The organism is Streptomyces sp. NPDC058880 (assembly GCF_042742535.1).
Lineage (GTDB): Bacteria > Actinomycetota > Actinomycetes > Streptomycetales > Streptomycetaceae > Streptomyces.
In genome coordinates this window covers 1-17,902 of sequence record NZ_JBHYMC010000074.1, presented here as the reverse complement: position 1 = coordinate 17,902, position 17,902 = coordinate 1, and the positions used below count along the sequence as shown (strand labels likewise).

Sequence of the window (17,902 nt, the reverse complement as noted above, 5' to 3'; positions counted from 1 at the left end):
CCCGCGGAATGACTGGACACCCCGCTTGGTTCAAATTTGAACCAAGCGGGGTTAGTCTTTTCGAGGCAGCCCTGTACGACGACGGAGGAGCGCCCCCTCATGAACCCGGCTCCCGGACCCCAGGCCCCGACGGGCGCGAGCCCCCAGACAACGCGCATGCCGGCGCTGTACCTCAGCCACGGGGCGCCGCCGCTCGCCGACGATCCGGTCTGGCCGGGCGAACTGGCCGCCTGGTCGGCCGACCTGCCCCGCCCCACCGCGATACTCATCGTCTCCGCCCACTGGGAGGAGGCCCCCCTGGCCCTCGGTGCCACCGCATCCGCCCCGCTGGTCCACGACTTCTGGGGCTTCCCCGAGCACTACTACCGGGTCCGCTACGACGCCCCGGGTGCCCCCGCGCTCGCCGCCTCGGTCCGGGCCCTGTTGCGGGCCCCGGGTGCCCCGGTCCAAGACATCCCGGACCGCGGCCTGGACCACGGCGCGTACGTCCCGCTGGTGGAGATGTACCCGGAGGCCGACATACCGGTCCTCCAGATGTCCCTGCCGACGCTGGATCCGCGCCGCCTGATGGACATCGGCCGCAGGCTCGCGCCCTTGCGTGACGAGGGCGTCCTCATCGTCGGCAGCGGCTTCTTCACCCACAATCTCGCCACGCTGCGCCACACGGGCCCGGGTGTCCCCGCCTGGTCGGCGGAGTTCGACGCGTGGGGCCGAGAGGCGCTGGCCGCCGGCGACATCGACTCCCTGCTGGACTTCGAGGCCCGGTCCCCGTCCGGCCGGCTGGCCCACCCCCGGACGGAGCACTTCGCCCCGCTCTTCGTCACCCTCGGCGCCGCCGACGCCACCGGCGACCTCACGAAGCGCCGCGACCCGGTCGACGGCTTCTGGATGGGCCTGTCGAAGCGCAGCCTCCAGTTCGGTTAAGGGGCGTCCCGCCGGGGCGCCGTCCGAGTCCCCCGGGCCGCCGCCCGGCTTCACCGGGGCGGGTGCTCGCCGGTCGGTCCCAGCCGCTTCTCGTACCACCGCACGTCCCAGTAGCGGCCGAACTTCCACCCCGCTTCCGTGAACTCGCCGATCCGGCGGAAGCCGAAGCGCTCGTGGAGGCGTACCGAGGCGTCGTTCGGCAGGGCGACACCGGCGAACACGCGGTGCACCGGCTCCTTCTCCAGTGCGGCGAAGAGCGCCCCGTACAGGAGGGTGCCCACCCCCCGCCCCACCGCGTGCGGGGCGAGGTACACGCTGGCCTCCACCGATGTGGCATACGCCGGCTTCGGACGGAACGGACTGGTGGTGGCGTATCCGGCCATGCGCTCGCCAGTCCAGGCAACCAGAAGCCTGTGAGGGCCGTCTTCAGGATGGGAGTGCAGCCAAGGGCGACGCTGTTCCGGAGTGAACGCGGTGGTGTCGAACGTGATGGCGGTCTCTCGGACGTAGTGGTTGTACAGGTCCGTGAGCGACGTCAGATCGGCCTCCGTTCCGGGTCTGACCTGCACCTCTTCGTGATCGTGCGACATTCGTCCCCCTCTCGTGGCGGGGCAGGATACTGCAAGATCTCGAAAATGAGGGACCAACGTGGGAATTCTGTCCCGATTCCAGTCGTTGTTTCCTTCGGAAGCGGGCACTCGGGAGAGTGTCCGAGGGCGTACCACCGCACCACGGTGGCCGTCCGGCAGCCGCACCGCGACCGAACTCATCGCAAGGGAGCACGCATGGCAACCCGCGCCGTCGCCCGCCGTCAGTCCACGAGCAGCGCACGCGCTGTGGGCGGGGAGATCGCAGACCGCGACCTGGTCGGCATGTACCTGGACGAGATCGCGCGCACCCCGCTCCTCGACGCCGCCAGGGAAGTGGAGCTCTCCCAGATCATCGAGGCCGGTGTCTACGCCCAGCAGATCCTCGACGGCGCGATAGAGCGTGACGGGGACCGGCCCGCCCGCGAGGAGCTGGAGGCGCTGGCCGCCGAAGGGGAGCGCGCCAAAGAGGTCTTCATCCGCTCCAACCTCCGCCTCGTCGTCGCCGTCGCCCGGCGCTATCCGCGCAGCGGCCTGCCCCTCCTCGACCTGATCCAGGAGGGCAACGCGGGCCTGGTCCGCGCGGTGGAGAAGTTCGACTACACCAAGGGCTTCAAGTTCTCCACGTATGCCACGTGGTGGATCCGCCAGGCCATCACCCGGTCCATCGCCGACCAGTCCCGCACCATCCGCCTCCCCGTCCACCTCGTCGAGGAGCTCGGCCGGATCCGCCGGGTCCAGCGCGAGTTCAACCGCGAGAACGGCCGAGACCCGGAGCACGCCGAGATCGCGGCCGAGCTGGACTCGACGGAGAAGCGCGTCGGCGACGTACTGGACTGGGCCCGCGACCCGGTCAGCCTGAACATGTCGGTGGACGACGAGGGCGACACGCAGTTCGGCGACCTCCTGGAGGACACCTCGGCGATCTCCCCCGAGCAGTCCGTGCTCTCGCTGCTGCGCAGCGAGGAGCTGGAGGACCTGCTCGGCAGGCTCGACCAGCGCACCGCGTCGATCATCAAGATGCGGTACGGCATCGACGACGGCCGCGAGCGGACCCTCACCGAGGTCGGCAAGCAGCACGGCCTGACCCGGGAGCGGATCCGCCAGATCGAGAAGCACGCCCTGCTGGAGCTGAAGCGGATGGCGCGCGACACCGGCTTCGACGCCGTGGCCTAGCCGCCCGCCGCCGAACCCCCTGAACGAGCCCCGGTGCCTATCCCCCCCAGGCGCCGGGGCTCCCTCGTTCTCCGGGCGCCGCTCGCGCCAGGCGCCGTTATCCGGGCGTCACCGCCGACGCGAGCCGCGCGGCCAGCGCACCGGCCGCCGTCCGCAGCGCCGCCGGCTCCCGCACCGTGAAGTCCAGCCCCGTCAGGGCCAACCGGGCCGCCAGCCACTCCGGCGCGTCCCGGCTCTCGAAGCGGACCACGGCCGCCCCGGTCCCGCCCGCCCCGGTCCCGCCCGGCAGGGCGGCCGCCCGCAGCCACTCCGGCAGCTCGGCCGCTCCCGCCTCGAAGACGACCTCCACCGCGTACGTCCGTGCGCCGTGCGCGCCGAGCCCCCGCCGTACGAACTCCTCCGCGTCCATCGGCAGCTCCCGCGGCGCGAACCGGGCCCCCGTCGCGAACGCCTCGTCCACCCGGTCCACCCGGAAGGTCCGCCAGTCCTCCCGCTCCATGTCGTAGGCCACCAGGTACCACCGGCTTCCCGTGCTGACCAGCCGATACGGCTCCACCAGCCGCCGTGACCGGGCCCCGTCCCGCGCCCGGTAGGCGAACCGGAGCCGCTCCGGCCCGGCCACCGCCGACGCCATCGTCGTCAGCGTCCGCGGGTCCACGCTCGCCCCGTCCCCCCGCGTCAGCGCGATCGTGGCCGACTGCAGCGTGCTCACCCGGCGGCGCAGCCGGGACGGCAGGACCTGCTCCAGCTTCGCCAGCGCGCGTACGGAGGCCTCCTCGACCCCTTCGATCGCGTGCCCGGCTCCCGCCCGCAGCCCCACCGCGATCGCCACGGCCTCCTCGTCGTCCAGCAGCAGCGGCGGCATCGCCGCGCCCGCCACCAGCCGGTAGCCGCCCTCGGAGCCGAGCGTGGCCTCCACCGGGTAGCCCAGCTCCCGCAGCCGCTCGATGTCGCGCCGGATGGTCCGCGCACTCACTCGCAGCCGCTGCGCCAGCTCGCTGCCGGGCCATTCGCGCGGGGTCTGGAGGAGGGACAGCAGGGACAGGAGCCGTGCCGGTGTGTCGGTCATGTGATCCAGGCTGCCAGCGAAAGAGGACATGAACTGACCTATATCCCGTCTAGGTTTCTCCTCATGACCACCGAGACGCCCCAGACAGCGCCCGAAAGAGAGAACGGGCCCATACGAGAAGAGCGGAACGGCGCAGCCCACGACGCACCCAGCTCACCCCCCGACCGCCGCCGCTGGCTGGCGCTCGCCATCGTGATGACCGCGGCCTTCATGGACCTGGTCGACGTGACCATCGTCAACATCGCGATCCCCACCATGCGCCAGAACTTCGGCGCCTCGACCAGCGCGATCCAGTGGATCACCGCAGGCTACGCGCTCGCGTTCGCCGCAGGGCTCATCACCGGCGGCCGTCTCGGTGACATCTACGGACGCAAGCGCCTCTTCCTCATCGGCATAGCCGGCTTCACCGCCGCCTCGCTGCTCTGCGGCATCGCGGCCGACCCGGCCATGCTCGTCGCCTCCCGCATCCTCCAGGGCGGCATGGCCGCCATGATGGTGCCGCAGGTGCTGGCCATCATCCACGTCACCTTCCCCCCGCAGGAACGCGGCAAGGTCTTCGGGATGTTCGGCGCGATCGTGGGCCTGGGCGCCGTCTCCGGTCCCATGCTCGGCGCGCTGCTCACCCAGTGGAACCTCTTCGGTCTCGAATGGCGCCCGATCTTCCTGATCAACCTGCCCGTCGGTATCGCGGGCGTGATCCTGGGCCGCAAGTTCATCAGCGAGTCCAAGGCCCCCCAGGCCCTGCGGCTGGACCTGGTCGGTGTCGTCCTCGCGACCCTCGCCCTCGTCATGCTGATCTTCCCGCTCACCGAGGGCCGTGAGAACGGCTGGCCGCTGTGGGGCTTCGTCTGCATGGCCGTGGCGCCGTTGGTCTTCGCCGCGTTCATCGCGTACGAGAAGTACAAGATCAAGAAGGACGGCTCCCCGCTCGTCGAGCTCTCCCTCTTCAAGGTCAAGAGCTTCGCCGGCGGCATCGCCGTCCAGCTGACCTTCGGCATCGCGACCGGGATCTTCTTCCTGGTCTGGACGCTCTACATGCAGATGGGCCTCGGCTGGAGCGCCCTGCGGGCCGGCACCACCGGAATCCCCTTCTCCATCGCCGTCTCCGTGGCCGCCGGCCTCTCGGTCGAGAAGCTCGTCCCGCGCTTCGGTCGCAAGGTGCTCCAGGCGGGCGCCCTGGTCATGGCCGCCGGACTGCTCCTGTACATCTGGGAGTCCGCGCACTACGGCATGGAGATCGCCTCCTGGCAGATGGCCGCCCCGCTGATCCTCATGGGTGCCGGCATGGGCCTCATCGTCGCCCCGCTCAACGACACCACGCTGTCCGAGGTGCCGCGCCGGGACGCGGGCTCGGCCTCCGGGCTGATCAACACCACCGGTCAGATGGGCAACGCACTGGGCCTGGCCCTGACGTCCGTGGTCTTCTTCGGCCTGATCGAGGACGACACGCTCTTCGGCCCGCCCTACGTCGAGGCCTTCCGCGGCGCGCTCTGGTGGGTCGTGGGCGTGCTGGTGGTCATCTCCGTGGTGATGTTCATGCTGCCGCGCAGGGCGATCCCGATGGAGGAGCGCGAAGGTGCCGCCGAGCACACCGAGCACACCGGGAACGCCACCGAGAAGGTGCCCGCCCTCTAGGGTCCGGCCCCGGTTCTCCGGCCCGGACGGGCCCACCCGCCCCGGGTGGGCCCGTCCGCCGTCCCGTCCCGCCTCGCCCCGCGGGCCCCAGGACACCCCGGCGCGGCCGGGGCGGGGGAACGGCGTGCGGGAGGGGACTCAGCCGACGCGGGCGCGGAACTCCATCGCCCCGCGCGCGGCCGCCTCGCTGTCGTACACCTCGCACATGTGCCGCCCGTCGGGGGTGGCCGTGTGCTCGACCTCCCACAGGCTCAGCTCGGTCCCGTCCAGCAGCACGAAGCCGTGCTCGTACAGATGGAAGCCCGCGTCCCGCCCGGTCGGCAGGGCCTGCCGGGTGCCGAACGCCTGAGTGATCCGGTGCGCGTACGCCGCGCGCAGCAGCGCCGCCACCCGCTCACCGGGCCGGTCCGGGTTCTCCGCGCGGCGCAGCACCCGGCGTGCGTGGTCGGCGGAGTCCTCCACCACGTACTCACGGTGCCGGGGCACCGGCGCCGAGGAGGCGAACAGCGCACCGAGCCCCGACGCGTCGTCGTACGGCTCCTCCTCACCCGCGAGCGGCACCGGATCGGGGGCCGCCCCCACGGCCGACTCCCCGAACAGCCGGGCCACCGCCAGGCGGGTCTCCGCCCTCGTCGCGAAGACCTCGTGCCGCGGGTCCCGGTCTCCCTCCAGCCGGCAGGACAGCTCCCACAGCGAGACCGCACCGCCGTCGGGCAGCAGATAGGTGTGGCGGTGCGTCTCCCGCCAGACGCCCGCCGCCGGGCCGTGGTGGGTGGTGCAGAGCGAAGAGCTGTGGGCGAGCGCCGTACCGAGGCGCTCCACCAGCCGGTCGGGCAGGTCGAAGGAGTTGAGGGCGCGACCGAGGAGTCGGTCGAGGTGCGCCTCGGTTGTCTCGTACGGATCGCTCAAGGGGGGCTCCAGGCCGTCGCAGCTTGTCACTTCGCGGAAGCTCAACGTAACCCCTGGCTCTGACATCACGTCCGGGGTTCGGTAAAACGTCCGGGAAGCATCGGAGGTTCCCGCCACACCTTCAGGTCAACCTGCGTACGGATGGGCACGATTGGCCCCACTCTGGGTGGAGGAGGGGGAGTATGGGCCGCATGGCAACGAACACAGTGGACGTCCCGCGCCGGCAGGTACGGCCCCGCGGCGCAGACGCAGACGAACAGGCCCCCGCAACAAGGGGTTTGGCCTGGCTGCTGGCCCTCACCGGAGCTGCCGGGGTACTGGCTTCCTGGGTGATCACCCTCGACAAGTTCCTCCTGCTGGAGGACCCGGACTTCAAGCCCGCCTGCAGCCTCAACCCGGTGGTCTCCTGCGGCAGCGTGATGCAGAGCGAGCAGGCGCAGGCCTTCGGCTTCCCCAACCCGATGCTGGGGCTGGCCGCCTACGCCGTCGTGGTCTGCGTCGGCGTGGGCCTGCTGGCGGGTGCCCGCTACCGCGGCTGGTTCTGGCTCGCACTGAACGCCGGCATGCTCTTCGGCACCGGCTTCTGCAGCTGGCTCATGGTGCAGTCGCTCTACGAGATCAACGCCCTCTGCCTGTGGTGCTGCCTGGCCTGGGTGGCGACCCTGCTGATGTTCTGGGCGGTCACCGCGCACAACGTCCGTACGGGCGTGCTTCCCGCCCCCGGTCCGCTGCGGGTCCTCTTCACCGAGTTCGGCTGGGCTCCGCCGGCCCTGCACACCGGGGTGATCGGGATGCTGGTCCTCACCCGGTGGTGGGACTTCTGGACCGGCTGAGCGCCGCGCGGGCGGCACGTGCGAGGGCCCCGGCAGCTGGACGCTGCCGGGGCCCTGTCACGCACTGCCGCGGGCTCGTCGGCCCGGACCCCCGCGCGGGGCAGGGGGGGCGGAAATCAGCTGCCGACGGAGGCGTTGCCGGACAGGACCGGGATGTTGTCCAGGATGTGCGAGAGCGGCTCGTCGCCCTTGGCCTGGGTGGAGTTCTCGGTGCACTGCTGGTTCTGCGGGTTGGACAGGACGTTGATGTCCTGGACACCGATGTTGAGCGCGGCGACCAGCGACTGGGCGTTGATCTTCGCGGGCAGGCCGACGCAGGGCTTGTTCAGGGAGCCCTGGACCAGGCTGAGCTGCGGGCTCTGGTCGCCGTGGGTCTTCTGGTTGCCGTAGATCTGCTGGGCACCATTGCCGTTGACGGTGTTGACCCCGTTGTCGTTGCCGATGGCCATGGCCGGGGCAGCGGCAGCAGCGCCCGCGCCGACGGCAACGGCGGAAACCGCGGCGGCGGTCATGAACTTCTTGAACATCTTGATCCTTCTGTCGCACGAGTGCCCGCTGATGGAGCGCCCTGGTCAACTGGCCGGTCAGGGCGTTGGTTCCGCTGCTTCACTCAAACGGCCTGCGCGTCCCGATGTTTTCGCCAGCCCGGGTGAGCCGCCTGCGGACACGTGCGCGAAGCCCGTACGCGGCCCCAGTCGCGCCGGTTCCTGTTGCGCTCCGTACGAGGTGTTCCCACGGTGAGTCAAGGAGCGATCCGAACCGGACCGCTCCCGTGTCCCCGTGTCCCACCCGAAGGAACCTCCATGCACCGCACGAAGCCGTCCCGCGCCCGTCTTCTGCTCCCCTCGGCGCTCGCCGTCGTCATACTGACCGGCGCGGCGGCACCCGCGAGTGCGGTCGACTCCGGGGCCGGGGCGGCTGCCCGCAAGGCGGCTCCGGCCGGCCCGATCGACGACCTCCTCAACGGACTTCTTGAGCAGATCAAGGCCCTGCTGCCGGCGGGCGTCACCCTGCCGGAGATCAAGCTCCCGGAGATCGAACTGCCGGAGATCGAGCTGCCCGAGATCACGTTGCCGGAGATCAACCTGCCGAGCCTCCCGGGGGTGCAGCTCCCCGAGATCCCGGGGGTCGAACTCCCCGAGCTGCCGCTCACCCCGCCCGCGCTGCCGGATCCGGCAGCGCCCGGGGAGCTGGTGCCGGAGGTCCCCGACGTGCAGATCCCCGACGTGCAGATCCCTGACGTCCAGCTCCCGGAGACAGAGCTCCCGGCCCTCCCGTGACGGGCCCGAAACGGCAACACGGTGACGGCGATTGAGCCGAATAGGTCGGATCGTGCCCGAAGCCGTGTCGTCCGGGAGCGCGGAACGTTTCGCTCGGTGTGAGCCCCGGAGCGGGGCGGAACGTCGAACAGAAGGTGCACCTCCCATGAACTCTGCCAAGAAGGCCGCCCTGGTCCTGGCCACCGCTGGTATCGCCGCGGCCGGTGCCGCCGGCTCCGCCGTCGCCGACTCGTCGGCCGAGGGCGCGGCCGTGGGTTCCCCCGGCGTCCTCTCCGGCAACCTGCTCCAGGTCCCGGTCCACGTCCCGGTCAACGTCTGCGGCAACACCGTGAACGTGATCGCCCTGCTGAACCCGGCGTTCGGCAACACCTGCGTCAACGACTGACGTAGCGCGCACAACCGACCGTGGGCGCCCCGGCCTTGCCGGTGGCGCCCACGGTCTTGTCAGCGGAGGCGGTTCAGCCCTGGCCGCCGTTGAGCTGTACGCCGCCCAGCATCGGCGACGCCTGGGTGGCGCCGTTCGCGAGGCCGAGGACGGTGCCCGGGACGTCGTTGCGGACCTTGTTGACCTTCTGGGCCGTGCCCACGACCTTGTTGACGGTGTCTCCCTGCTCGGCCAGCCCGTTGCCCACGGTCTGCGGAAGGTTCTCGGTCACGGGGGCCATGGAGTCCAGCGTCTGGGTCACGCCGCCGGTCAGGCTCATGGGGGGCATCGCAGCCGTCGGCTCGGCGGCGAACGCGGTACCGGAGGCGCCGAGGGCGGCGACGGAGCCGACGACGACAGCGGCGACCTTCGTGAGCTTCATTATCGAAATCCTCTTCTTTCGTGGACAGAGGCATCAGCGGCGACCGGCGCGCCGCTTTCGCCTTGCGTAACGATTCCCGGGCGCACTGGAAACGCGAACGCGCGGGTACATGACAGCGGCCGGAGAATCCGATGAGGGATTCTCCGGCCGATATTTCTTCCGATTACCGGCATTGCCGGTCAGGCGATGCGCGAGCGCCGGTACAGAATGGCGCCGCCCAGGATCAGGGCCGAGGCGAGGGCCGCCGCGGCCGCGGGCTGACCCGCGCCGGTCTCCGCCAGTACGGGCGCACCCGCCGGAGCGGTGGCCGGGGCCGGCAGCGGTGCGGGCGCCGGTGCGGGCGCCGGCGGTACGTGGACCGGGGCGCCGCCGGAGGGGAAGGCCGGAGGCTGATCCGCCGGCGGCGCGACCTCGGGGGCCGGGGCGGGAGCGGGTGCGGGTGCCGGGGCGGCCTCCGGGCCTGGGGCGGGAGCGGGTGCCGGGGCGGCCTCGGGGGCGGGAGCCGGGCGGATCACGGGCTGGCTGCCGTGCGGCGGAGCGGGCGGCACCTCCTCCTCGGCCACGGGCGCCGGAGCGGGGAGCGTGTGCGGGGCCTCCTCGGCCGGGGGCTGCGGTGCGGGGAGCGGGACGGGCTGCTCCGCGGGCGGTACCGGAAGCTCCTGGACCGGCTCCGGGACGGGCAGCGGGGCCGGGCGGTCCTCCACTGGTTCCGGCTTCGGGTGCGGGCGCCCGGGCGCGGGCGGGGCGTGGTGCGCCGGAGGAGCGGGGTGGTCGTCGCACTCCTCCTCCTGGTTCCGGTCCTCGCCGGGGCCGCCGTAGCCGCCCTCGTGACGGGGCTCCTCGTGGCGGGGCTTGGCGTGGCGGGGTCCCTCCTTCCGGGGGGCCTGCGGTCCCTGCTCCTCCTGCCGCGGCACCTCCGGCCGTGCCACCTCCTGGCGCGGCACCTCGTACCGCCGCGGTTCGTGGCGCTGCTCCGGTACCGCGTGGCGGCCCGCGCGCTCGTCGAGGTAGCGCTCGAAGGCCTCGGCCTGTTCGGGGCTGAGGTAGCGCGCGTAGTCGTGGCTCCCGTCCGCGTGCGATCCGCCGCCGGTGACGCAGGTGTTCCCCATCGCGGGGTTGAGGGCCGCACCGCCGTCCACGCTGTTGCCGCACACGTTCGGGGAGAACGTGATGGGTACCGAGACGCTGTTGCCGGCCAGCACCCCCGGCGAATGCGAGGCCTCGGCCGTCGCGCCGGTGTGCGCGTAGGCCGCCCCGGTCGCGATCGACAACAGGCTCGACGCGGCTGCCGCCGTGAGCATGCCCTTGCCCAGTACTTGTCGGCTCAGTACCTGTCGCATGGGTCCTTCCCTGTCTACCGGCGGGCGCCGGTGGTGAATCGCAGGTGGCCTCGGAGTGCACCGCCGTGCACTCCGAGGCCACCTGCGAGGAGGTCTGCCCTTGCGGGCGCACGCGCCTGCGTCAGGCGTTGACGCAGGTGTTGCCGAACGCGGGGTTCAGCAGCCCGACGAGGTTCACGGTGTTGCCGCAGACGTTGACCGGGATGTGGACCGGGACCTGGCCCAGGTTGCCGGAGAGGACGCCCGGGGAGCCCACGGCCTTGCCGTCGGCCACCGAGTCGGCCATGGCGGGGGAGGCGGCACCGGCGGCCATCAGAGCGCCGGCGGCCAGCACCACTGCCTTCTTGTACGTCATTTTCTTTCTGATTCCTTCCCGCAGAGGCGTATCCGCTGCAGAATCAACAACGAGCAGTCGAGAGAAAAGAAACCGCGCTTTTTCGGCGAGTGTCCGGTAATTCACCCCGATGCCCCGACGGAATTCGGGCGGCCGATCGGGCGGTGAATTCGAATCGTCGTGTTCCGGGTTGCGGATGCGCCCGGCATGCGGCGAGGCCGCCGCGACCCGAAGGTGCGACGGCCTCGCGGGGCGCGGGTGCGATCAGCTGCCGGCGGAGGCGTTGCCGGAGAGGATCGGGATGTTGCTGAGGATGTGCGAGAGAGCCTCGTCGCCCTTGGCCTGGGTGGAGTTCTCGGTGCACTGCTGGTTCTGCGGGCTGGACAGGACCGGGATGTCCTGGACGCCGACGTTGACCAGGGCCAGCACGGACTGGACGTTGGCCTTGGCGGGGAGCGCGATGCAGGGCTTGTTGAAGGAGCCCTGGATGAGCGCCATCTGCGGGCTCATGTTGCCGTAGGTGGCCTGGTTGCCGTAGATCTGGGCGGAGTTGTTGCCGTTGACGGTGTTGATGCCGTTGTCGTTGCCGACGGCCATCGCCTGCGGGGCCATCGCGGCACCCATGCCCACGACCGAGGCGGCAACCGCGGCCGAGGCCATCATCTTCTTGATCATTGTCGTCCCTTTTTTGCAGGATTGCCCGGTAGCGGAGCACTCGGATCAACGGCGGCGCCCCGACGGGGGTTGCGTGGCTTCACCCGGATGCAGCCGTTTCGGGCGGCGCGGTTGACGTTCAGGCGTTCACGCAGGTGTTGCCGAACGTCGGGTTGAGCGCGCCGACCAGGTTCGCCGTCAGGCCGCAGACGTTCACGGGGACGTGGACCGGGACCTGGGCCAGGTTGCCGCTCGCCACACCGGGGGAGCCGGCGGCGATGCCCTCGGCGGTCGCGCCGCCCCCGCCGTGCGCCGAGGCGATGCCCGCGCCGCCCATCAGCACGGCGACGCCCGCGGCGGCGACGGTGGTGCCGCGCACCAGCCTCTTCTTCATCTGCGTATTTCCTTTCGGTTCGAACAATGGTGCACCTCATAACGACCCGTCCGTTGCGAGGGTGCGTGTTATCGCCCAAAAGGCCGTACGAGCGAGTCCGACGTGATTTCCAGCCCGATTTCTGACAAAGTTCACTCCTGTTTTGTCCCCTTGATCGAAAATGGAGACAGGGTCATGGGTTCCTCCGGCAGAATCCTCGGCGCACTCGGCCTGCTGTCCTGCCTCGCACTTTCCGTGAACGCCCCCGCGCTGGCGGCCCCGGCTCCCGCACCCAAGGAGCTGCCCCGGATTCCGTTCACCCAGCGTTACCAGGCCGTGCAGCACGGCGGGCTGGTCCGTGCCTCCAACTCCGGCATCAGCTGCCGCAGGGAGAAGTCCCCGCAGGCGGAGCCGTGCGCCGAGGTCAAGCGGGGCGCGGCAGGGGTCAACGGCGAGTTCGAGATGTTCTACAGCGAGGTCGACAAGAACCCGGACACCTACAACTCCACCCGGGCCGAGCTCAAGGTCCCGCAGGGCGCGAAGGTCTCGTACGCCCGGCTCTACTGGGGCGGAAACCTGCGGGTGGGCGAGCAGAAGCCGCCGGAGGACAACGGACGGGTGCTGGTCGCCGAGCCGGGCGGGGCCTACAAGGAGGTGCTCGCCGACACGGTGATCGGCCACCGTACGGACGCGGGCAGCGACGCCTACCAGGCCTCCGCGGACGTGACCCCGCTGGTGCGCAGGGGTGGCGCCGGGATGTGGACGGTCTCCCAGCTGAACATCGCCATGGGCCACTCCGAGGTCGGCGCCTGGGGCGGCTGGACGCTCGTCGTCGCCTACGAGCACCCGCAGGAGCCGCTGCGCCGGCTTTCGCTGTGGGACGGCTTCGAGTCGCTCGTGGCCCGGGCCGGTGACGGGACGGTCGAGATCGGGGGCCTGGACGTACCGGCCGGGGCGGCGGGGCGAGTCGGTGTGGTCGCGTACGACGGGGACCGGGGCGTCCTCGGCGACTCACTCACCGTAACGTCCGATAGCGGTCGCCGGGTGAGCATCAGCGACGGCGAAAACCCTTTCAATGACCTCATGAATTCCACGATCACGGAATTCGACGGTCAATCTTTCGTGCGACAGCCGGATCATATGAATAATCTCGGATATGACGCGGACGTGTTCGACCTCAGTCCCGCGCTGTCCGGTGGTGCCCGCAGCCTGAACTTCAGGTTCACGGGCGAAAGTCAGGGTCATTTCCTCGGTGTGCTCTTCGTTCAGACAGACGCGCGCCGCTGAACGCAGGAGACCACTCCACGTGCCCACGCACTCCCGGGCAGCACAGCCCACGACCGTCCTCCACCTCGTACAGCCCGTCGACGGCGGTGTCGCCAGGGTCGTCACCGACCTGGTCCGCGCCCAGACCGCGGAGGGGATCCGCGCCGTCGTCGGCTGTCCGCCCGGCGGCGCGCTCGGCGACGCGGTCCGCTCGGCCGGGGCCGAGGTGCTCACCTGGCGGGCCCGCCGGGCCCCCGGCCCCGGACTCCCCGCCGAACTGGCCGGCGCCCGCGCGCTGCTGCGCCACGTACGGCCCGACCTGCTGCACGCCCACAGCGCCAAGGCCGGACTGGCCGGACGGCTCGCCGCGCGCGGGACACTGCCCACCGTTTTCCAGCCCCACGCCTGGTCCTTCGACGCCGTCGGCGGAGCCACCGCCGCGCTCGCCCTGCGCTGGGAGAGGTACGGCGCCCGCTGGGCCGACCGGGTGCTCTGCGTCAGCGAGGCCGAACGCCGCGCGGGCGAGAGCGAGGGCATCACCGCCCACTGGACGGTCATCCGCAACGGTGTGGACCTCGACCACTTCCGGCCCGGCGCACCCGACCCCAACCAGGACCGCGCGCAATCCCGCGCGGCACTGCCGCTGCCCGCCTCCTTCCCGTCCGGCGGGCCGCTGGCCGTCTGCGTCGGCCGGATCTGCGCCCAGAAGGGCCAGGACGTCCTGCTGCGCGCCTGGCCGGAGGTGCTCGCGACGGTCCCCACGGCCCGCCTCGCCCTCGTCGGCGACGGTCCCGACACCGAACGGCTGCGGCGTACCGCCCCGTCCGGTGTGCACTTCGCCGGAGCCGCCGCCGACATCCGACCGTGGCTTCGGGCCGCCGATCTCGTTGTACTGCCGTCGCGGTGGGAGGGCATGGCGCTCGCCCCGCTCGAAGCAATGGCCTGTGGCCGACCGGTCCTGGTCTCCGACGTCAGCGGTGCCCGGGAGAGCCTGCCGCCCGGCCAGGGACGCCAGTGCTTGGTGCCGCCGGAGGACCCGACGGCCCTGGCCAAGGCCCTGGGGCGGCTCCTCGCCGAGCCGCGGCTCCTCGCCGAACTCGGTGAGCAGGCCCGGCAGTACGCCCGGACCGACTTCGACGTGCGGCGGACCACGGACGCGGTCAGCAGCCTGTACCACGAACTGCTGGGCAGGCCCCGGCCCTTGAACCAGGAGCGCATCAGCCGATGACGATGGACAGCGCACCCGCCCGGCACACCGGACAGGGCGGCACAGGGCACGGTGGCAGCGCCTTCGCGCCCGCGCCCCACGCGGCAGCCCGCCGGTCCGCGACCGCCATCCACCCGCCCCGCGGGCCCCGGGTCGACCGGGCCCGGTCCGCCGTACGCCCGCAGCGCGTCCGCCCCCGCAGCCGGGCGCTCCCCCTGCTCACCGCCGACGCGCTCGCCGCCGTGGTCACCGCCGCCGCCCTGCCCGGTCCCGCGCTGCCCGTCCCGGCGGCCGCGCCGGCCGCCGCCGCACTGCCCGTACTGCTCGTCGCCCTGCACGCGCAGGCCGGCCTGTACCGGCCACGGCTCGCCCCCTCCGCCCTCCTCGAACTGCCCGCACTGGTGGCGCGCTCCGCCGTCCTGTGGTGCGCGGCGGCCGCCGTCGCCGCCGCCCTCGACCCCGCGCGCGCCATGGGCTGGAGCGTGCTGCTCACCGCCGTGTGCCTGCAGGCCGTACTAGTCTGCGCGGGCCGCGGGCTCGCCAACCAGCTGCACCGCCGGGCCGCCGTGCGCCAGCCCACCTCCGCCCTCGTCGTCGGCCCCGGAGCCGGGGCGGGCGCGGTGGCCGCCGCCCTGCACGGCCACCCCGAGTTCGGCCTGCGCCCGGTCGGGCTCGCCGACACCGCTGCTCCCGCCGACGGCGACGGGGGCGCCCTCCCGCTCCTGTCCACCCACGAGGACATCCGGCGCGCGGTCATCCAGAACTCCGTCCGGCACGCGGTGTTCACCCGCCCGCCCGAAGCCGACGAGCGCACCGCCTCGCTGGTCCGGCTCTTCCACGACCACGGCTGCCGGCTGTGGCTCGCGGACCCGTCCGGCACCGCCAAGGTCACCGGCATGCGGCTGGCCCACCCCGCCGACCAGCTGTGGGGCTACGCCGTGCAGCCGCTGCTGCCGCGCCCGGCCCGGCCGCTGGAGCGCTGGGCCAAGCGGATCATCGACTCCGCGCTCGCGCTGGTCGCCCTGGTGGCCGCCGCCCCCGTGATGCTGCTCTGCGCGGCAGCCGTACGGCTCTGGGACGGGCCCGGGGTGATCTTCCGGCAGGAGCGGGTCGGCCTCTACGGCCGCCCCTTCACCCTGCTGAAGTTCCGTACGCTGCGCGCCGACGCGCACGAGTCGGCCACCCGCTGGACCGTGGCCGGGGACTGCCGGATGAGCGCGGTCGGCTCCTTCCTGCGCAAGTCCTCCCTCGACGAGCTGCCCCAGCTGTGGAACGTCGTACGGGGCGACATGAGCCTGGTCGGCCCCCGCCCCGAACGGCCCTTCTTCGTCGCCAAGTTCTCCACCGTCCACCCCGGCTACGAGGCCCGCCACCGGATGCCAGTCGGCATCACCGGCCTCGCCCAGATCAACGGCCTGCGCGGGGACACCTCCATCGAGGACCGGGCCCGCTTCGACAACCACTACATCGACACCTGGTCGCTGTGGCAGGACCTGTGGATCCTCGCCCGCACGGCCGCCTCCTTCTTCCGCTTCCGGCTGGGAGGCAGCTGATGAGCCTCGCCGCTCCCGGACACTGGACCCGCCCGGACGTGCCGGGCACGCTGCGCCGCCACTGGCCGCTGCTGCCGCTCGCCGCGACCGTGCTGCTCCTGCTCGCCCCGCTCCCGGCCGGGGACGTGACCGCCTCCGGCAAGGTCGGCCCCGCCGACGCCGCCTCCCTGCTGCTGGTCCTCGTCTGCGCCGTGCAGGCACTGCGCGGCCGGGTGCGGGCGCTGACGCCGCTGGGCGCCGTCGTCCTCGGCGCGCCGGCCGTCGGCCTCGCGGTCGCGACGGTGACCGCCGGTGACCCGTACGCCGCCCTGCCGGGCTTCGTCCGCTACCTCCAGGTCTTCGTGCTGGTCCCGGCGGCCGTGGTGCTGCTCGTGCGCGACGCACGGGAGTTCCGGCTCGCGGCCGGCTGCTTCGTGGTCCTGGCCCTGGTGCAGGGCGCGGTGGGCGTCGTCCAGTACGCGACCCACACCGGCGCCTCCTACCAGGGAGAGGACGTCCGGGCCGTGGGCACCTTCGGCCCCGGCGACGTCATGGGCATGGCCACGGTCGTCGCCTACGGGCTGATCGTCGCGACCGCGGCCGCGCTCGCCCCCGGAGCGCCCTCCCGGCTGCGGCGGACCGCCGCGGGCTGCGCCCTGCTGCTCGTCCTGCCGCTGGTGCTGTCGTTCAGCCGCGGTGCCTGGATCGCCACCCTCGGCGCGGCGCTGCTGGTGATGGCGCTGGCCGGGATCCGGCGGGCGCTCACGGTGCTCGCCGCGCTGGCCGCCGCGGGGGTGGTCCTGGTGGGCGGACTCGGAGTCGGCTCCGAGATGGTCGCCGAGCGGCTGAACTCCATCACCCAGGTCTCCAGCGCCCCCGACCAGTCGGTGACCGACCGCTACACGATGTGGGCCGCCGCCGAGTCGATGTGGCGCGAGCGGCCGGCGGTGGGCGTGGGCCTCAAGGGCTTCCCCGCCCACCGCGACGGCCACGCCTCGCTCGGGCTCTCCTCCGGCAGCGACACCGCCGGAGCGGGCCAGGCGTACATCCGCCAGCCGCTGCTCTCCCCGCACAACATGTACCTGCTGATCCTGAGCGAGCAGGGGCTGATCGGGCTGGTCGCGCTGGCGGGCGGCTGGGCGGTCCTGCTGGTCGCGGGGCTGCGGCGGCTCGCCTCCGGTGCCGGGGCGCGGACGCGGGACTGCGGGCTGATCGCGACCGGGCTGTTCGTGTGGCAGCTGACCGACTTCCTCTACGCGGACATCGGCGGCCCGTCCACCGTCCTGACGGGGGTGATCGTCGGCCTGGCGGCCTGGTGGGCCCTGCCCTCCCCGGGCGGTGCGGATCCGCTGCGCGGCGCCCTCCCCGGCCCGGGGGCCGTCCCCGAGAGTTCGAGCGGCCGGTGACGGACACCACGCCCTGGCGGCCCGCCTCCGGCCCTCCGGCCGGGGCGGGCCACACCCGCGTCCCGGCCGCCCCCGCGCCGACCGCGCCGTTCGGCGAACCCGCAGGGCGGGAGGACTCGTCCGGCCCTGCCGGGTACGTGCCGGACGCGCCCGCACCCGCGGCCGGGGGCCCCGGCGAGCCCGGCCCGGTGGCCGGCGCGGCGGGCCCGACGGGTTCCGGCCGGTCGCGCCGCACCGGACACGCGGCGCCGCCGGTTCCGGCGGACCCGGGGTTCGTCACCGGAGGCCTGCCGGGCGGCGGGGCCGCCGCGCGGGGGCCGCACTTCGGTGCCGCCGGCTATCCCGGCGGGGCCCCGGCCGGACTCGGGGTGCGGGTGGCGGCCCGCACCACGACCGCATCCGCCAACGCCCCCGGAGCCCGGGGGCCGGCCGACGGGCTCGGCGAGGTCCGCAGTCAGGACGCGTCCGCCCGATCGGGCGGGGGGCAGCTGCGCGCCGTGCCCGGCCGGGGCGCGGCCTCCGGCCCCGCCGGCCCCGGGAGCCGGCGGTTCGGCGGCGTCCGCCGCGACGC

General features: G+C 72.7%; 19 protein-coding genes and 1 pseudogene. 11 read left to right on the top strand and 9 right to left on the bottom strand.

The genetic code is table 11. The features are described 5' to 3' along the window. Positions 1 to 99 precede the first annotated feature (99 nt). Positions 100 to 924: a dioxygenase gene (locus ACFW2G_RS29035; RefSeq protein WP_384681099.1), complete on the top strand. Its 825-nt coding sequence runs from the start codon at positions 100 to 102 to the stop codon at positions 922 to 924. Between the two features lie 50 nt (positions 925 to 974). Here ACFW2G_RS29035 and ACFW2G_RS29030 read toward each other — a convergent pair whose 3' ends face one another. Beyond that, a complete protein-coding gene (locus tag ACFW2G_RS29030) occupies positions 975 to 1,514 on the bottom strand; it encodes a GNAT family N-acetyltransferase (protein WP_384455597.1) in 540 nt (179 codons plus the stop codon). Between the two features lie 195 nt (positions 1,515 to 1,709). On the opposite strand from ACFW2G_RS29030, the gene ACFW2G_RS29025 reads away from it, so the two are divergent. Beyond that, the gene (locus ACFW2G_RS29025; RefSeq protein ID WP_037925048.1) at positions 1,710 to 2,687 is read left to right on the top strand and encodes an RNA polymerase sigma factor RpoD/SigA; all 978 of its coding nucleotides are present in this window, start codon (positions 1,710 to 1,712) and stop codon (positions 2,685 to 2,687) included. A gap of 97 nt (positions 2,688 to 2,784) precedes the next feature. Here the strand turns inward: ACFW2G_RS29025 and ACFW2G_RS29020 are convergent, their stop codons facing one another. Continuing rightward, positions 2,785 to 3,756 carry a helix-turn-helix transcriptional regulator gene (locus tag ACFW2G_RS29020; RefSeq protein ID WP_384455593.1) on the bottom strand — a complete coding sequence of 324 codons (972 nt, stop codon included), beginning with the start codon at positions 3,754 to 3,756 and terminating at the stop codon, positions 2,785 to 2,787. 63 nt (positions 3,757 to 3,819) lie between these two features. Between ACFW2G_RS29020 and ACFW2G_RS29015 the strand changes: the two genes are divergently transcribed. Then, positions 3,820 to 5,391 carry an MFS transporter gene (locus tag ACFW2G_RS29015; protein WP_078556783.1) on the top strand — a complete coding sequence of 524 codons (1,572 nt, stop codon included), beginning with the start codon at positions 3,820 to 3,822 and terminating at the stop codon, positions 5,389 to 5,391. A gap of 138 nt (positions 5,392 to 5,529) precedes the next feature. On the opposite strand, the gene ACFW2G_RS29010 is transcribed toward ACFW2G_RS29015, so the two are convergent. Further along, a complete protein-coding gene (locus tag ACFW2G_RS29010) occupies positions 5,530 to 6,300 on the bottom strand; it encodes a DUF6227 family protein (RefSeq protein WP_037925051.1) in 771 nt (256 codons plus the stop codon). Positions 6,301 to 6,491: 191 nt separating this feature from the next. On the opposite strand from ACFW2G_RS29010, the gene ACFW2G_RS29005 reads away from it, so the two are divergent. Then, on the top strand, positions 6,492 to 7,133 hold the full coding sequence (locus tag ACFW2G_RS29005; protein WP_384585127.1) for a vitamin K epoxide reductase family protein: 642 nt from the start codon (positions 6,492 to 6,494) through the stop codon (positions 7,131 to 7,133). Between the two features lie 116 nt (positions 7,134 to 7,249). On the opposite strand, the gene ACFW2G_RS29000 is transcribed toward ACFW2G_RS29005, so the two are convergent. After that, positions 7,250 to 7,660 carry a rodlin gene (locus ACFW2G_RS29000; protein ID WP_037925054.1) on the bottom strand — a complete coding sequence of 137 codons (411 nt, stop codon included), beginning with the start codon at positions 7,658 to 7,660 and terminating at the stop codon, positions 7,250 to 7,252. A gap of 276 nt (positions 7,661 to 7,936) precedes the next feature. On the opposite strand from ACFW2G_RS29000, the gene ACFW2G_RS28995 reads away from it, so the two are divergent. Beyond that, the gene (locus ACFW2G_RS28995) at positions 7,937 to 8,413 is read left to right on the top strand and encodes a hypothetical protein (RefSeq protein WP_384585124.1); all 477 of its coding nucleotides are present in this window, start codon (positions 7,937 to 7,939) and stop codon (positions 8,411 to 8,413) included. 145 nt (positions 8,414 to 8,558) lie between these two features. Continuing rightward, on the top strand, positions 8,559 to 8,798 hold the full coding sequence (locus ACFW2G_RS28990; protein ID WP_037925056.1) for a chaplin: 240 nt from the start codon (positions 8,559 to 8,561) through the stop codon (positions 8,796 to 8,798). Between the two features lie 73 nt (positions 8,799 to 8,871). Here the strand turns inward: ACFW2G_RS28990 and ACFW2G_RS28985 are convergent, their stop codons facing one another. From ACFW2G_RS28985 to ACFW2G_RS28965, 5 genes are all read right to left on the bottom strand, one after another. Next, complete coding sequence (locus ACFW2G_RS28985; protein WP_037925059.1) at positions 8,872 to 9,219, bottom strand: hypothetical protein; 348 nt, start codon at positions 9,217 to 9,219, stop codon at positions 8,872 to 8,874. A gap of 179 nt (positions 9,220 to 9,398) precedes the next feature. Beyond that, positions 9,399 to 10,559, bottom strand: coding sequence for a chaplin (locus ACFW2G_RS28980; protein ID WP_384585121.1), 1,161 nt, complete (start codon positions 10,557 to 10,559; stop codon positions 9,399 to 9,401). 121 nt (positions 10,560 to 10,680) lie between these two features. Continuing rightward, on the bottom strand, positions 10,681 to 10,914 hold the full coding sequence (locus tag ACFW2G_RS28975; protein ID WP_037925062.1) for a chaplin: 234 nt from the start codon (positions 10,912 to 10,914) through the stop codon (positions 10,681 to 10,683). Positions 10,915 to 11,157: 243 nt separating this feature from the next. Further along, positions 11,158 to 11,568, bottom strand: coding sequence for a rodlin (locus ACFW2G_RS28970; RefSeq protein ID WP_030767099.1), 411 nt, complete (start codon positions 11,566 to 11,568; stop codon positions 11,158 to 11,160). A gap of 118 nt (positions 11,569 to 11,686) precedes the next feature. Next, positions 11,687 to 11,941: a chaplin gene (locus ACFW2G_RS28965; protein WP_384585118.1), complete on the bottom strand. Its 255-nt coding sequence runs from the start codon at positions 11,939 to 11,941 to the stop codon at positions 11,687 to 11,689. Positions 11,942 to 12,115: 174 nt separating this feature from the next. On the opposite strand from ACFW2G_RS28965, the gene ACFW2G_RS28960 reads away from it, so the two are divergent. The 5 genes and pseudogenes from ACFW2G_RS28960 to ACFW2G_RS28940 form a co-directional block, all read left to right on the top strand. Then, a complete protein-coding gene (locus ACFW2G_RS28960) occupies positions 12,116 to 13,207 on the top strand; it encodes a hypothetical protein (protein WP_037925063.1) in 1,092 nt (363 codons plus the stop codon). 19 nt (positions 13,208 to 13,226) lie between these two features. Continuing rightward, positions 13,227 to 14,414 (top strand): glycosyltransferase, encoded by a 1,188-nt coding sequence (locus ACFW2G_RS28955; protein WP_384456525.1) that lies wholly within the window; start codon positions 13,227 to 13,229, stop codon positions 14,412 to 14,414. After that, positions 14,411 to 15,946 carry an exopolysaccharide biosynthesis polyprenyl glycosylphosphotransferase gene (locus ACFW2G_RS28950; RefSeq protein WP_384585114.1) on the top strand — a complete coding sequence of 512 codons (1,536 nt, stop codon included), beginning with the start codon at positions 14,411 to 14,413 and terminating at the stop codon, positions 15,944 to 15,946. The genes ACFW2G_RS28955 and ACFW2G_RS28950 overlap by 4 nt, the downstream gene beginning before the upstream one ends. Then, on the top strand, positions 15,946 to 17,331 hold the full coding sequence (locus ACFW2G_RS28945; RefSeq protein ID WP_384456528.1) for an O-antigen ligase family protein: 1,386 nt from the start codon (positions 15,946 to 15,948) through the stop codon (positions 17,329 to 17,331). The genes ACFW2G_RS28950 and ACFW2G_RS28945 overlap by 1 nt, the downstream gene beginning before the upstream one ends. Continuing rightward, positions 17,328 to 17,902: pseudogene (locus ACFW2G_RS28940) on the top strand (hypothetical protein); the annotation flags it as partial. The gene ACFW2G_RS28945 and the pseudogene ACFW2G_RS28940, both read left to right, overlap by 4 nt.

Coding starts and splice junctions, on each gene's coding strand:
- ACFW2G_RS28945 (WP_384456528.1), top strand. CDS start 15,946: ATGAGCCTCGCCGCTCCCGGACACTGGACCCGCCCGGACGTGCCGGGC.
- ACFW2G_RS28970 (WP_030767099.1), bottom strand. CDS start 11,568: ATGATCAAGAAGATGATGGCCTCGGCCGCGGTTGCCGCCTCGGTCGTG.
- ACFW2G_RS28995 (WP_384585124.1), top strand. CDS start 7,937: ATGCACCGCACGAAGCCGTCCCGCGCCCGTCTTCTGCTCCCCTCGGCG.
- ACFW2G_RS28965 (WP_384585118.1), bottom strand. CDS start 11,941: ATGAAGAAGAGGCTGGTGCGCGGCACCACCGTCGCCGCCGCGGGCGTC.
- ACFW2G_RS28960 (WP_037925063.1), top strand. CDS start 12,116: ATGGGTTCCTCCGGCAGAATCCTCGGCGCACTCGGCCTGCTGTCCTGC.
- ACFW2G_RS29020 (WP_384455593.1), bottom strand. CDS start 3,756: ATGACCGACACACCGGCACGGCTCCTGTCCCTGCTGTCCCTCCTCCAG.
- ACFW2G_RS29025 (WP_037925048.1), top strand. CDS start 1,710: ATGGCAACCCGCGCCGTCGCCCGCCGTCAGTCCACGAGCAGCGCACGC.
- ACFW2G_RS29030 (WP_384455597.1), bottom strand. CDS start 1,514: ATGTCGCACGATCACGAAGAGGTGCAGGTCAGACCCGGAACGGAGGCC.
- ACFW2G_RS28975 (WP_037925062.1), bottom strand. CDS start 10,914: ATGACGTACAAGAAGGCAGTGGTGCTGGCCGCCGGCGCTCTGATGGCC.
- ACFW2G_RS29015 (WP_078556783.1), top strand. CDS start 3,820: ATGACCACCGAGACGCCCCAGACAGCGCCCGAAAGAGAGAACGGGCCC.
- ACFW2G_RS29000 (WP_037925054.1), bottom strand. CDS start 7,660: ATGTTCAAGAAGTTCATGACCGCCGCCGCGGTTTCCGCCGTTGCCGTC.
- ACFW2G_RS29005 (WP_384585127.1), top strand. CDS start 6,492: ATGGCAACGAACACAGTGGACGTCCCGCGCCGGCAGGTACGGCCCCGC.
- ACFW2G_RS28990 (WP_037925056.1), top strand. CDS start 8,559: ATGAACTCTGCCAAGAAGGCCGCCCTGGTCCTGGCCACCGCTGGTATC.
- ACFW2G_RS29035 (WP_384681099.1), top strand. CDS start 100: ATGAACCCGGCTCCCGGACCCCAGGCCCCGACGGGCGCGAGCCCCCAG.
- ACFW2G_RS28980 (WP_384585121.1), bottom strand. CDS start 10,559: ATGCGACAGGTACTGAGCCGACAAGTACTGGGCAAGGGCATGCTCACG.
- ACFW2G_RS28950 (WP_384585114.1), top strand. CDS start 14,411: ATGACGATGGACAGCGCACCCGCCCGGCACACCGGACAGGGCGGCACA.
- ACFW2G_RS28985 (WP_037925059.1), bottom strand. CDS start 9,219: ATGAAGCTCACGAAGGTCGCCGCTGTCGTCGTCGGCTCCGTCGCCGCC.